Source organism: Streptomyces sp. CBMA29, from assembly GCF_014596445.1.
Taxonomy (GTDB): domain Bacteria; phylum Actinomycetota; class Actinomycetes; order Streptomycetales; family Streptomycetaceae; genus Actinacidiphila.
Window position 1 is genome coordinate 81442 of record NZ_MECL01000158.1, and the last position, 13446, is coordinate 94887.

At 71.6% G+C, this 13446-nt stretch carries 7 protein-coding genes; 2 read left to right on the top strand and 5 right to left on the bottom strand.

Going from position 1 to position 13446, the window contains the following annotated elements:
* Window positions 1-15: 15 nt before the first annotated feature.
* Entirely contained in the window at window positions 16-930 is a 915-nt protein-coding gene (locus tag BGM09_RS21445) for a Gfo/Idh/MocA family protein (protein ID WP_188283304.1), read from the bottom strand.
* A gap of 235 nt (window positions 931-1165) precedes the next feature.
* Here BGM09_RS21445 and glnII point away from each other — a divergent pair, with 235 nt between their 5' ends.
* A complete protein-coding gene (gene glnII / locus BGM09_RS21450; protein ID WP_188283284.1) occupies window positions 1166-2185 on the top strand; it encodes a glutamine synthetase in 1020 nt (339 codons plus the stop codon).
* Between the two features lie 124 nt (window positions 2186-2309).
* Window positions 2310-4319 (top strand): hypothetical protein, encoded by a 2010-nt coding sequence (locus BGM09_RS21455; protein ID WP_188283285.1) that lies wholly within the window; start codon window positions 2310-2312, stop codon window positions 4317-4319.
* A 24-nt stretch (window positions 4320-4343) separates the two neighbouring features.
* On the opposite strand, the gene BGM09_RS38955 is transcribed toward BGM09_RS21455, so the two are convergent.
* The 4 genes from BGM09_RS38955 to BGM09_RS21475 all read right to left on the bottom strand — a co-directional run bounded on the left by BGM09_RS38955 (window position 4344) and on the right by BGM09_RS21475 (window position 13123).
* Window positions 4344-5477 carry a M23 family metallopeptidase gene (locus BGM09_RS38955; protein ID WP_188283286.1) on the bottom strand — a complete coding sequence of 378 codons (1134 nt, stop codon included), beginning with the start codon at window positions 5475-5477 and terminating at the stop codon, window positions 4344-4346.
* A gap of 94 nt (window positions 5478-5571) precedes the next feature.
* Complete coding sequence (locus tag BGM09_RS21465) at window positions 5572-6084, bottom strand: GNAT family N-acetyltransferase (RefSeq protein ID WP_188283287.1); 513 nt, start codon at window positions 6082-6084, stop codon at window positions 5572-5574.
* Between the two features lie 172 nt (window positions 6085-6256).
* Window positions 6257-11701 carry a pullulanase-type alpha-1,6-glucosidase gene (gene pulA / locus BGM09_RS21470; RefSeq protein WP_411158344.1) on the bottom strand — a complete coding sequence of 1815 codons (5445 nt, stop codon included), beginning with the start codon at window positions 11699-11701 and terminating at the stop codon, window positions 6257-6259.
* 255 nt (window positions 11702-11956) lie between these two features.
* Window positions 11957-13123 carry a methyltransferase domain-containing protein gene (locus tag BGM09_RS21475; RefSeq protein ID WP_317452814.1) on the bottom strand — a complete coding sequence of 389 codons (1167 nt, stop codon included), beginning with the start codon at window positions 13121-13123 and terminating at the stop codon, window positions 11957-11959.
* Window positions 13124-13446: the final 323 nt, after the last annotated feature.

A 13446-nucleotide genomic window follows, 5' to 3' on the forward strand; every position in this document is an offset into this window, starting at 1 on the left:
GGCACCCGACAGGACCTAGGCCAGGTCCTGGGTCAGGTCCTTGGCCAAGTCCTGGGCCAGGACCTGGGCCAGGGCAGACTCCGCCGCCGCCAGGATCTCGGTGACGCGCAGGCCGAAACGGGCGTCGCAGGCGTGCGGAGTGCCGGAGGTGAGCGCGGTGATGGCGTGCGCCAGCGAGTCCGTCGCCTCGCCCGCGACGCCGTCGGGGTAGGTCACGACGCCCTGGTCACCGCGCAGTTCGATGACCACGCCCGCGGCGGCGGGCGGCGCGGTCAGCGTGAGGGCGGAGGTGCTGGAGGCCCCGGAGTCGTGACGGAGCGTCATATGTACGGTGTCGCCGGGGCCGTTGGCCGCGGTGACGGCGGTGACGTCCCCAAGTACCGGCAGCAGGACGGACAACGCGTGCGGGCCGACGTCCCACAGGCCGCCCTTCTCCCGCCGCCACGGCGAGTCCGCGAAGGGGTTCTCGTCTCCGGTGAAGACCGCGCTGTACCAGTCCGCGCGGCCGGTGTACCACGCGCCGCGCGCGGCCTGTTGCTTGATCCACCCGGCTGTCGCCGGGTCGAAGCGCAGGGTGAAGAAGACCACCGACCCGACTCCGGCCGCCGTGACGGCCTCGGCCACCGCCCTCGCGTCCTCCACCGTCGTCGCCACCGGCTTGTCCAGCAGCACGTGACGGCCCGCGCGGGCCGCCGCCACCGCCAACGGCGCCTGCAAATGCGGCGGCAGCGCGACCGCCACCGCGTCCACATCCGCGATCAGCGCCTCCGCGTCCCCGTACGCCCGCGTACCGAACCGCGCCGCCACCTCAGCCGCCGCCTCCGGCCTCCGGCCCCAGACCCCGACGAACTCCGCCTCCGGGTGGGCGGCGAGAGCGGGTCCATGGGCGAGCCGGGCCCAGGGGCCGGTGCCGAGAAGTCCGAAGCGCATGGTCATGACGCCGAGCCTACCGGCGTCCCGCCCGGTCACGACGACCCGAGGGACTGCGCCGCGCAGCGGTGACAGGCGGGGCTCCTGGGGCGTTGCCCCTGGTCACGTGGGGGCGTTCACCGTGGGTTAACACGTGGGCAACAGTCGGGAAAAGGGATGTTGCCACGCTGCGGGTGGCCCGATCAGCGCAGCTCGGCCAGCACCCGCGAAGACTGTTCGTTAAGGATGGCGTCCCGTGACCTACAAGGCCGAGTACATCTGGATAGACGGCACCCTGCCGACCGCGAAGCTGCGTTCCAAGACGCGCATCCTGGCCGACGGCGCCGAGCTCCCGATCTGGGGCTTCGACGGTTCCAGCACCAACCAGGCGGAGGGCCACGCGTCCGACCGCGTACTCAAGCCGGTCTCCTCGTTCCCCGACCCGATCCGCGGCGGGGACGACGTCCTGGTGATGTGCGAGGTCTTCGACATCGACGGGACGCCGCACGAGTCCAACACGCGGGCCGCGCTGCGCGAGGTGGCGGAGAAGTTCGCGGCGCAGGAGTCGCTGTTCGGCATCGAGCAGGAGTACACGTTCTTCCAGGGCTCGCGTCCGCTCGGGTTCCCCGAGGGCGGGTACCCGGCGCCGCAGGGCGGCTACTACTGCGGGGTCGGCGCGGACGAGATCTTCGGCCGTCCGGTGGTCGAGAAGCACCTGGAGAACTGTCTGGCCGCGGGCCTGGGCATCTCGGGGATCAACGCCGAGGTCATGCCGGGGCAGTGGGAGTTCCAGGTCGGGCCGCTGAGCCCGCTGGAGGTCTCCGACCACCTGTGGGTGGCGCGCTGGCTGCTGTACCGCACGGCGGAGGACTTCGGCGTCTCGGCGACGCTGGACCCGAAGCCCGCCAAGGGCGACTGGAACGGCGCGGGCGCGCACACGAACTTCTCCACCAAGGCGATGCGCGAGGGCTACGAGGCGATCGTCGAGGCCGCCGAGTCGCTGGGCCGCGACGACAAGCCGCTGGAGCACATCAAGAACTACGGCATCGGCGTCGAGGCGCGGCTGACCGGCGCGCACGAGACGGCTCCGTGGAACGAGTACAGCTACGGCGTCTCCAACCGCGGCGCGTCGGTGCGTATCCCGTGGCAGGTCGAGGTGGACCAGAAGGGCTACATCGAGGACCGCCGCCCGAACGCGAACATGGACCCGTACGTGGTGACGCGGCTCATGGTGGACACGTGCGGTACGGCGCTGGAGAAGGCCGGACTGGTCTGACCTGCGTCAACTCCGTTGTACCGGGCGCCCGTCACGGTCAGGTGACGGGCGCCGTCGCGCGTCGGGACCGCCGCACGCGAGCGGTATCTCGTGACCATCGGATGATCCACTCGTTTGACGGGGCGTGAACACGCGCTCAGCAGAAAGCGATTCCGCCGATGACGAGCCCGGCCCGGTCGCTGTGGAAGAGGCGGAGGCGGCGCTCGTCGAGCACTACCCGCGCCTGGTACGGCTGGCGTATCTGGCGCTGCCCACCGCGCTCGGCACACATCGCAGAGTGCTGACCGCGCACCGCCTCGTGCAGCGGTCGCTGCCGCGCGACCGGCGGTATCCGCCGGGGGCGGCGGGTGCGACGGACGGGCCGCGCGGTGAGGCGTACGCGCTGCTGCGCCACGAGGTGTTGCGCGAGGCGCTGGCCTACGGGCGGCACGGCGGCGGCCGTTGGGGCTGGCGGGAGCGCGTACGCACGGCCGCTGCCGGTGGTACAGCGCTGCCGCAGGTCGTGGGCTTGCGGCTGCATCCGCGGGCGGGCGGCAGCGAGGAGTTGGCGCTGGACCGGGCGCTGGCGGAGTTGGCGCCCGAGGCGCGGGCGGCGTTCGCGCTGCGCGGGGTCGAGGAGTTGGCCGACGCCGAGGTGCTGGCCGTACTGAAGGCCGCGGGCGCGGCCGATCCGCGCGGCGCGATGCGGGCGGCAGCGGCCGTCAGGGGCGGGCAACACCTCCTGACGGCGGGTGAGTTCGATCCCTGCACGCTCCAGGTGGGGCCCACTGACCTGCTGCGGCGCAGGCAGCGCAGGCGCGCGGGTCTGGTGACAGGGGCGGCCGTCGCGGTGGCCGCCGTGCTGGTGTCCGGCTGGGCGGTGTGGGGCAGCGGCGGCGACGGCGGCACGGCGTCGTACGCGGCGCCGGGCTCTCCCGCGTCCGGTACGGGGGACGCGGCCCGCGCGCTCGATCCGGCCGCTCTCGTACGGCCGGACGCGAGGCTGTGGTCGTCCACCGCGCGGATGGACTTCACGGCGTGGCCCGCGCGCGGCGGCCGGGCGGACGACACGGCGCTGCTCGGCCGGGCGCTCGCGGTGTGGGCCCACCCCGGCGCCGACGTGGACGTCTCCTCGACGCCCGGCACCCCGCGCAACGCCCCTGCGCAGCCGCCGCAGTTGCTCTTCGCGGGGAATGTCGACGCGGCCACGGTGGTGATCTTCTACGACGGTCTGCGGATCGTCCGTTACGCGCAGCCGCGCAGCGGTTCGGGGCGCGCCGCGCTGGACTTCGCGCAGGTGCAGGACGCCGATGTCACGACGGCGGCGGCGGTCGTGGTCGACCGGGTGGACGGCAACACCCGTTTCCTGACCGCCCCGTGGATCGCGGACGCGCAGACCCGCGATCTGATGCGGCCCAATGTCCTCGGCGCGCCGCTGCACCGCGGTGCGGACGGGGTGACCGATCCGGTACGGATGCCGGGCGCGGGGGCCACCGCGGGTGCGTGCGGCAGCGCCTGGCCGGTGGTGCAGCTCAAGTCGTCCTCGAAGATCGTGGAGAGCCACACCTTCCTGCTGACCGACCTCGGCGACCTGTCGCCGGTCCATCTCACGTACACCCCGCCGCCGGGCGGCGGCGCTCCCGCGCGGCAGCCGCGCGAGGCCACCGGGTCGCAGGCGCTGGTCAGTTGGGCGCACAGCGCCTGCTATCTGGGCGAGCTGCGCGGGCAGGGCGTGAAGGCCGTCAACAACTGGGAGTTCGCCCGTACCCCGCTCCCCGAGGACGGCGGCGAGGCGTCCTGGACCTGTGCGCGCGCCGACACCTGGCGCGGTCCGGGGCAGGCGACGGTCAGTTTCGTGCCGCCCACCGCGACGGCCGCCGCGCCCGGTACCGTCGCCGGCCGGCAGACCGACGGCAACGCGTGCAGCCGCTTCGGCCAGCACGTCATGGCGGGCGTCATGTGGCAGTCCCCCAAGTCCCACTGGTACCTCGTCGCCGCGGGCAGCCGCGACGTTACCCGGATCACCGCCACGGCGGGCGTCCACGCCTCGGCGAAGGGTTCCTTCCTCGCCGTCCCCGCTCCCCGTGGCACCCGCGCCACCCTCACAGGCCGCCTCACCACCGGGGGCACCCTCGCCCCGCTGGGACCGTCCTGAGAACCGCCGGGCCGAGGGGTCGCGCTACTCGGCGTCCTCTTGGTGCGGGGGGACGGTGACGGGCAGGCCCGGCCACAACCGGCCTCCACCACGGCGTCCGGCGAAACGGAGCGGCAGGGGGCGGTCGTCGCGGGCTACCTCGATGCGGAGGTGCGGCACGCCGGAGTCGCCCGAGTTGCCCACCGCGGCGAGGAGTTGGCCGGTGCGGACCGTATCGCCGAGAGCGACGCGGAGGGAGCCGGAAGCGAGGTGGGCGAGGAGGACCGTCTCGTAGCCGGTGTCGATGGCGAGGTGATTGCCGTCGCTGGGGCCGTAACGGGGGTGCCCCGGTGGGGAGTCGGGATGGCCGTCGTCCAACTGCACGACAGCACCGTCGCAAGGGGCGTTGACGGGCGCGCCGTACGCCGCGAAGTCGGTGAGCGACCTGCCTCGGCGACCGATGCGGCCGGGCTTGAACAGGTCAACTGCACCGATCTCACCGCCCGTTGCCGGGTACCAGGTACCGGTGAGCGGGAGGCGCAGTGGTTGGGAGAGGCGTAGCTGCCGTTCTCCGCGCAGCCGCAGCAGGATGCTGCTGACGATCAGCAGCAATCCCACGAGGAAGACCGTGTCGACGATCCCCGGATGTCCCCAGGGCAGATACGTCAGCCGCCATACGCTCGCCAGCGCCGCGAGGGTGGCGGCCCGCCACAGCCAGATCTCGACGAGCGACATCAAGGCGTATCCGATGCCGGAGGTGCCCACCACGAACAGGCCGAAGACCGGTCCCGACGCCCATCGGAGGATGGTGGGCATCCCCCAGCACCAGACAGCGATCGCCACGGGGAACCCGAACCGCACCAGCCACCTCACCCCGGTCCCCGCGAGGCGCAGCCCCCGCCGCGCAGGCCGCCGCGAAGGCAGCCGGTGCTCGCGGATCATCAGGCGGGTGAGGCGTCCGTCCGAGCCGACCGTGCCCCATACGGGCACGCGGCCCCGCTCGCCGATGGCGACGAGTCCGTGCTCGGCGGAGTCCACCACCCGCAGGACCGGGCCGATCAGCTTTGCGGTGTCCATGAGCAGCTCGTCGAGATCGTCCTCGCCCGTCTCGACGACGAATCCGGGATCGACGGCGGCACGCCCGTCAGGACCGCCGGTGAGCAGCCTTGTCACGGCCACCGCCACCGGATCGTCCGACGCGACGGCCGTCCCCGTCTGTGAGCCCCCGCTCGTTCCCAACTCCCCCGCCCCCCAATTGATCTCGCGGTTCAGGTCATTCGCCGACCGGCTCCGGCGAGCGTACGTCCGAGGGGACGCGCAGCACCATGCGGACGTGGTCGCCGGTGCGGCCGTCCTCCTGCCAGCCCTGGTGGGTGTAGAAGGCGCGGGCGCGGGCGTTGGGGGCGAAGACTTCGAGGCGGGCGGTGGTGAGGCCCGCGGTCTGCCAGACGGCGACGCAGGCGCGGTGCAGGGCGGTGCCGGTGCCGGTGCGCCAGACGGAGGGGTCGATATGGAAGTGGAAGAGCTTGTCCTCGTCGTGGCGGGCGGCGAGCACGGCGAAGCCGACCACCCGGTCGTCCCTGACCGCGCACAGCACGGTCCGGTCGTCCGAGGAGATGGCCCTGGCCGTACCCACGCGCTGTCGTTCCAGCTCCGCGGGGCCGCTGTACTCCTCGGCCGGGAGGTGGCCCGCGTAGTAGCTGGCGCGGGCGCGGGCGTGGATGTCCGATATCGCGCTCAGGTCTTCGGGCGCGGCAGGGCGGACCCTGATGTGCGGGGAGCTCATGTGGGCCTGGACGCATCCAGGGCAACATTGGTTCCCTCCGGCGTACGACCCGGTCGTAAAACTTGACGCGCCAAGGGGAGCCCGCGGTTCCCGCCGCCCGCTGTTCAGTGCGGAAACGGCCGGAATCGCGGGCTCCCCTCACGGGCGCCGGACGGTCCCCAGCGACCGGTCCTCAGCGACCGGTCCTGAACACCGCCACCGTCCGCCCCGGCACGGTGAAGGTCCCGGTCCCCGCCGCGTACGTCGAGGTCCTGACGACCGGGTCGGTCCCGGCCGCCTGCACCGGGTGCAGGACGTACGAGGTCCCGCGCGCCGCGTCCACCCGCTGCTTCTGCGTGGTCGGCGTCGCGTTGAAGACGATCACCAGGTCACCGGCCTTCATGGTGATGACGCCCGGCGTCTCGTCGGGGCCCGACAGCGGGAAGGAGACCTTCTGTTGGACCTGGGCCGCGGTGCCGAGCCGGAAGGCGGGTTCGGCGGTGCGGATGCGCAGCAGATCCTGGTACGCGGCGGAGGCCGCGGTGATCTGCGCGCAACCGGGGCTGAGCTGGGGCTGCGTCAACAGCGGCTTGGCGTAGGGCCACTTGGCCTGGTTGTCGGCCGCGGGTGGGAGTCCCCGGCCGAAGCCGGTGCCGTCGGCGCACTGCCAGTGGATGGCGTTGAACCAGTCCCCCGAGTCGAAGGAGTTGCGGTCGAGGGACTTGGAGCGCAGCAGGTCCGAGCCCGCCTGGTAGAGCGCGGGGCCCTGCGAGAGCGCGGCGGTCGCCTCGGCGACGACCTGCATACGGGCCCGGTCGGCGGCCGAGGTGGCGGCCGGGAGCTTGAAGGCGAGGGCGTCGTAGAGGGATTCGTTGTCGTGGGCGTCCACATAGGCGAGGGCGTCGCCGGGCGCGTCGGCGTATCCGGCGGGCGCGCCGTTGTAGTCGATCTCGGCTCCGGTGACCCGCTTGCCCGCCGAGTCGGTGAAGCCGAACTCCTTCAGGTTGCCGGTGAGTCCGACCTTGATGAGGTCCTGGTAGTGCAGCAGCCGGGCCCTCTGCTCGGCCGAAGTGCCGTTGTTCACCGACGCGTTGGGGTCGGTGTAGAGGCCGGAGGCGAAGCCCTGCACGCCGGGGTCCTCGTCGAAGGGGCTGCCGCCGCGTACGGCGTCGCGCGCCCGGTCGGAGAAGGTCGCGATGCCGGTGCCCGCCATGTTGGCCTGGGTGGCCTGCACGAAGCGGGCGTTGTCGGCGACCTCGCCGAAGTTCCAGCCCTCCCCGTAGAGGATGATCTTCTTGCCGTCCACGCCGTCGTGACGGAGCGTCAGTGCGTCGAGGGCCTTGCGGACGGCGAGGATGTTCGCCTTGGGGTGGTGGCCCATCAGGTCAAAGCGGAAGCCGTCGACCTTGTACTCCTTGGCCCACGTGACGATCGAGTCCACGACGAGCTTGCCCATCATGGTGTTCTCGGGCGCGGTGTTGGCGCAGCAGGTGGAGGTGGCGACCGAGCCGTCCGGCATCAGCCGCTGGTAGTAGCCGGGCACGATCTTGTCGAGGACGGAGGTGTCGGCCTGTCCGGCCGAGGAGGTGTGGTTGTAGACGACGTCCATGACCACGCGCAGGCCCGCGTTGTTGAGGCCCTGCACCATCTGCCGGAATTCCGTGGTGCGTTGGGGCCCGTCCGGGTTCTTGGCGTACGAGCCCTCGGGCACGGTGAAGTGGTAAGGGTCGTAACCCCAGTTGTACGCGTCCTTCGCCGCGACCGCTGCCACGCACGCCTGTTGCTGCTCGCTGTCGGGCGCGTACGAGGCCAGGTCGCAGGCGGGCTTCGCCTGGTCCCGTTCGCGTTCGGGCACGGTCGAGAAGTCGAAGGCGGGCAGCAGGTGGACGTAAGTGACGCCTGCCGCGGCGAGCGCCTTGAGGTGGGTCATGCCCGCGGACGACGTATCGGTGAAGGCCGCGTATTTCCCGCGGTCGGCGGCCGGGACGGTGCTGTCGGCGACCGAGAAGTCGCGGATGTGCAGCTCCTGGATCTGCGCCCGGCTGATCGGGGCCGCGGCCGGTTTGGCCTGCCGCGCCCAGCCCTTGGGGGCGAGCTTCGGGTCGTCCAGGTCGACCAGCAGGCTGCGCTCGGAGTCGGTGGTCAGCGCGACCGAGTAGGGGTCGGTGACCTTGTTGACCACAAGCTTCTGGACGCTGGGCGCCCAGACGGTGACGTCGTACAGATACGTCTTCCCGGTCCACGACCGGCTGCCGGTCACCGACCAGACGCCGCTGGCCCTGTCGCGCCGCATCGGTACGGTCCTGCCGTCGATCTCCACGCTCACCCGTTGCGCGGTCGGCGCCCACAGCGACAGGCTCGGGGTGCCGTACGTGAAGACCGGACCGAGGGTGTGCTTCGCGGCGGCGGCGCCGTAGACCGCGTCGAGCACGCCCTGGGTCTGGACGCCGGTCGCGACCAACAGGGCCCCGTTTGCGGCGCGTTGGGTGGCGATGAGCTGGCCGCTGAGCGCGTCGGTGGCGCGGGCCCGGTCGCGCGGGTCGATGGTGAAGGCCGAATACCCCTTGAGCTGTGGGTATTTGGTGAGCTGGGCGGTGGTGAGGCCGGTTGCGACCTTCGTCAGCCGCAGCCACTTGCCCTCGCTGGAGAGCGCGCCGTCCTTGACGGTGATGCCGCCGTCAAGTGCGTAGACGAGCTGCTGGGAGGCCGACGCGGCGTTGGTCTGCCAGGCGACGGTGTCACGGTCGATCCACTGGGCCTGCGACTTGGTGAGGTCCAAGTCAGCTCCTGATCCCTGGGGTTGCGGCAGCAGATACTTTTCCGTGCCGCCGAGCAGCCACACCTCGTGGCCGTTCCCGGTCAGGTCGAGCGACTGGTCGCTGGGCAGGTCCTTCGCGTCGCCGTTGTGCAGGATGTAGCTGAGCGCGGTGGCTCCGGCGGCGAGCGGGACCTCGTACACCGCGCCGTAGGAGTCGATCCGGGTCGGCCGGATGGGCGACGACCAGTCGGTGGGGGTGGCCGCGCCGGTCCAGACGTGCAGGCCCCAGCCGGTGTAGTCCGCGTCCGAACGGTGGTAGTGCAGCACGGCCTTGCCGGTGTCCTGCGGCGGGTAAGCGCCGTCCGGCGCGGTCGTGGCCACGTCCGGGCTGCCCTGCTTGATCCACACCTCGCCGGTCGCGGTGAGGTCGATCGCGCGGTCGCCGTCGGTGTCCTTGACGCCGTCCTTGTTCACGACGATGAAGCCGACCGTGGACGCGCCGGGCTTGAGCTTCACATAGGCGAAGGCGCCGTACGCGTCACGGCCGGTGAAGGCGTGGCCCGCCGGGTACGTGGTGGCCTCGCCGTCGGCGATGTCGCCCCATGCGTACAGGCCCCAGTCCGCGTAGTCCCCGTCCGCGCGCTGGTAGTGGACCACCGCGTAGTCGTGGCTGATCGCGGTGGGCGGCGGGGTGACCGGCGTCGTGCCGGTGCTGGTCGCGGCGGTGGCCGCGGCCGTACGTCCGGCGGCGTCCACCACAACGGCCTTGTACCGTACGGGCGTTCCGGCCGCCGTCTTCGGGTCGATCGTCTGCGTCACCTTGTACGGGGCGTGGTCGGCCGAACCGAGCACCTGCCACTTGGCGTTGCCGGTCTGGGCGGCGAAGACGACCCGGTTGAGCGGGCTTTGGGCGCCGCTGACGTCGGCCGTCAGCTCGACGGTGCCGGTGGCGCCCGCCTCGGGCGCGGTAAGGGTGATCGTCGGCTTCGCGGCGGGTGCGGGCAGGGGCTTGGCGGCCTGGTAGACCACCGAACTCAGCGCGGGCACGGTGATGTTGAGCGAGCCGTCGGTGCCGGTGACGACCGTGCCGGTCGTCCCGTACAGCGCACGGTAGGCGGCCTTCGCCGCGCCCGCCGCCGGGATCGTGACCGTCTTCGCGGTCGTCGCGTTGTTGACCGCCACCAGGTAGTCGTCGCGGGTCTTCGCGTCCGTGCGGGAGTACGCGTAGACGCCGGCCGTCGTGCCGGGCTCCGCGTACCGCTCGGTCTGCACGCCGTCGCGCAGCGCCGGGTGATCCTTCGTCAGTTTCGACAGCGCGGCGATGGCGCGGTAGAGCGGGTGCGTGGTGTCGTACGCGTCGCTCGCGTGGGTGCGGGTGGTGCCGATCTCGTCGTCGTCCAGGTAGTCGGCGACCTTCGAGGCGAACATCGTCTGGCGGGCGTCCTTGTCGCCGCCCGCGCCCGTGAAGCCCTGCTCGTCGCCGTAGTAGACGACGGGGTTGCCGCGGCCGAGGAACATCAACTCATTGGCCAGCCGGTCCCGTTGGAGCAGTTCGGCGTCGTCCGCCGTGGGGTTGTCCTGCTTCAGGAAGGAGCCGATCCGGCCCATGTCGTGGTTGCCGAGGAAGGTGACCTCCTCGTACGCGTTCGCCTTGTCCGTCGTGTAGCGGTAGTCCTGGCCGTAGACCCCGGCGAGTTTCGCGGGCGCCGCGCCCTGCGAGGCGTAGGCGCGGGCCGCGTCCTGGAAGGGGAAGTCGAGCGTCGCGTCGAGACGGCCCTGCGTGACGTACGGCGAGGTGATCGCCGGGTCGGCGGAGTACGTCTCGCCGAACATGAAGAAGTTCGGCCGGCCGTGCTTGGCCGCGTAGTCGTCCAGCGCGGTCGCCCACTGCGTCCAGAACGGCAGGTCGACGTTCTTCACCGTGTCGATCCGGAAGCCGTCGATCGCGAAGTCCTTGACCCACTTCTCGTAGATCCGCTCCATGCCGCTGACGACCTCGGGGCGCTCCGTCCACAGGTCGTCCAGGCCGCTGAAGTCGCCCTGGTCCGCGCTCTCACCGGCGAAGGTCGAGTCGCCGCGGTTGTGGTACATCGTCGGGTCGTTGAGCCAGGCCGGCACCTTCGCGTTCTTCTGGTCCGCGGGCACGGTGGGCGTGCGCGGGAAGGAGGCCGCGTCGACCTTCGGGAACTTCTTCTTGCCGTCCGCGTAGTCGCTGTCGTCGAAGGGGGTGCCGTCCGCGCTCAGGTACGGGAAGGCGCCCTTGGAAAGGTAGTTGTAGGTGTTCTCGGCGTTGCCGATGACGTCGGCCGTGTGGTTCGTGATCACGTCGAAGAAGATCTTCATGCCCTTGGCGTGGGCCGCCGTGATCAGCCTGCGCAGGTCGTCGTTGGACCCGAAGTGCGGGTCCACCTGTGTGAAGTCCGTGATCCAGTACCCGTGGTACCCGGCGCTGGCGTCCGCGCCCGTGCCCTGCACCGGGCGGTTCTTGAAGATCGGCGCCATCCAGATCGCGGTGGTGCCCAGGCCCTTGATGTAATCCAGCTTCTGCGTCAGGCCCTTGAGGTCACCGCCCTGGTAAAAGCCCTTGTCCGTGGGGTCGTACCCGGTGGTCAGCCTGCCGCCGGTCAGACCGCCCTTGTCGTTGGCCTTGTCCCCGTTGGCGAAGCGGTCCGGCATCACGAAGTAGAACTGCTCACGCGTGGCGTCGTGCCGCGCGGGTTGCGCGGCGAGCGCCGCGTCGGACGGCGGCTTCGGCGGCGGCGCCGCCCCGTGCGCGACCGCGGCCGGTACGACGAGCGCCGCGAGCGCGGCCAGCACCGTGACGACGGCGGTCCGCCGCACTCGTTGACGTCTAGCGGGCAGCCTGAACGGCAGGGCCACGGGCGGTTCTCCTTGCGACTACTCCGCCTGACGGCGGAAAGGACACAGCCTCGCGCCGGGACCCCACGCGCATGAAAACCCGGTGCAGCTCCGGCATCGGCGCCGGAACGAACTTGACCGGGACCGTATCCCCGCCGAAGCCCTTACAGCAAGACCTTGTAAGGGATTTCATCCGCGATCGGTTCGCCACCGCCCCCAACTCCCCGCCGGTCGCCGCGTTCACGCCCACCGGGTCTCGCCGCGCTGACGGCATGGTCAGCGGCTCTCCACGACCTGGGCCGGGTCGTCCAGCCACGGGCGGGCGGCACCGTCCGCTCCGACGGTCAGTCCGAACCGGCCGATTCCGGGGCTGCCGCGCCCGGCCCACCACGTCAACGCCCGTTCCACCTCGTCCCACAGGCGGCGGGGCCCGTGCTGGTATGTGGTCCCGGCGGGGAATTCGGTCGCGGCCCACGACCGGCTTCGGAGGTCGAAGAACCATGCCTTCGCCGTCCCGTCGTCCGACCGGTTGAGCACGTGTGCGCAGTGCGGCACGCACAGGCCGAGGACGAAACGCGCGGTGTCGTAACGCTGTCCGAGGTCGTCCGGGGTGAGGGTCGTCCGGGAGACGGCGGCGTCTCCCGGGTATGTCTGGACGTGCGAGCGGAATCTCGCCCAGTCCAGCCGCTGGTCCCTGAGCTTCATGAATTCGACCATCCGCAGGAAGGGCCCTGACGCGCGGCCGTCCTCGCCGACGGTCAGCCTGACCAGGGCGTCCTGGTCGCTGTAGTGCGTCCCCCACGGCGCGAGGATCAGTCCGCCGGGCCGGGTCTGCGCCAACCAGCGCGGCGGCAGGGCGCGTACGCCCGCCGTAACGATCACCCGGTCGTACGGCGCGCCGCCCGGCCATCCGTCCGTCCCGTCCGCACAGACCACCTCAGGCTCAAGTCCCGCTCGTCGCAGCGCCTTTCGGGCGCGGTCCGCGACCTCCGGGTCGATCTCGACGCTCACCACGTTCTCGTCGCCCAAGCGGTGTGCGAGCAGGCCCGCGTTCCACCCGGTACCGGTGCCGACTTCCAGGACCCGCATGCCGTCGCGCACGTCCAGGTCCCGCAGCATGGCCGCCACGACGGACGGCATGCTCGCCGAACTCGTCGCTACGGTTCCGGGTTCGCCGCCCGTGTGCCGCCCGTCGTCCCACTGCGTCACGAGCGGCACATTCGCGTACGACGCCCGGTGCCACGCCTCGGGCTCACGGTCTCTGGACACCGTCCTGCTACCGCCCGAGGCCATGTCGTGCGCCCAGACCAGATCCGGCAGGAACAGTTCACGCGGCACGTCCGCGAACGCCGCCGCCCACTCGGGCGTCAGCGCACCGCTCTCCCGGAGGAGCCGCGCCAGTTCGTCACCGGCGCGGCCCTCCGGTTCGGGTTGGCTCCTCACCTGCGGTGCTCGCCATCGCCCTCGGGCATCTCGCCGTCCGGGGGCGGCGGAGGCGGTGGCGTCCAGGGCTGCCCGGGAACGCTGTCCTCCCCGTCCCCGTCACCACCGTTCCGACACATCGGTCCCACCATGGCCAGATCCTCCCATCCCTCATCCACACGGACCCGTCCGGCGGAGCGCCGAACGGGATCTTCGAGGGCGCCCACCGCACCCAACTCCAGCCGCGCCCATACCGTCTTTCCGACCGGAACCCGCAGGTGATGCCCAGTCTCCTTCGCCAGCGCGGCGACCAGCGCCAGGCCCCGGCCCCGCTCGTCGTCGAT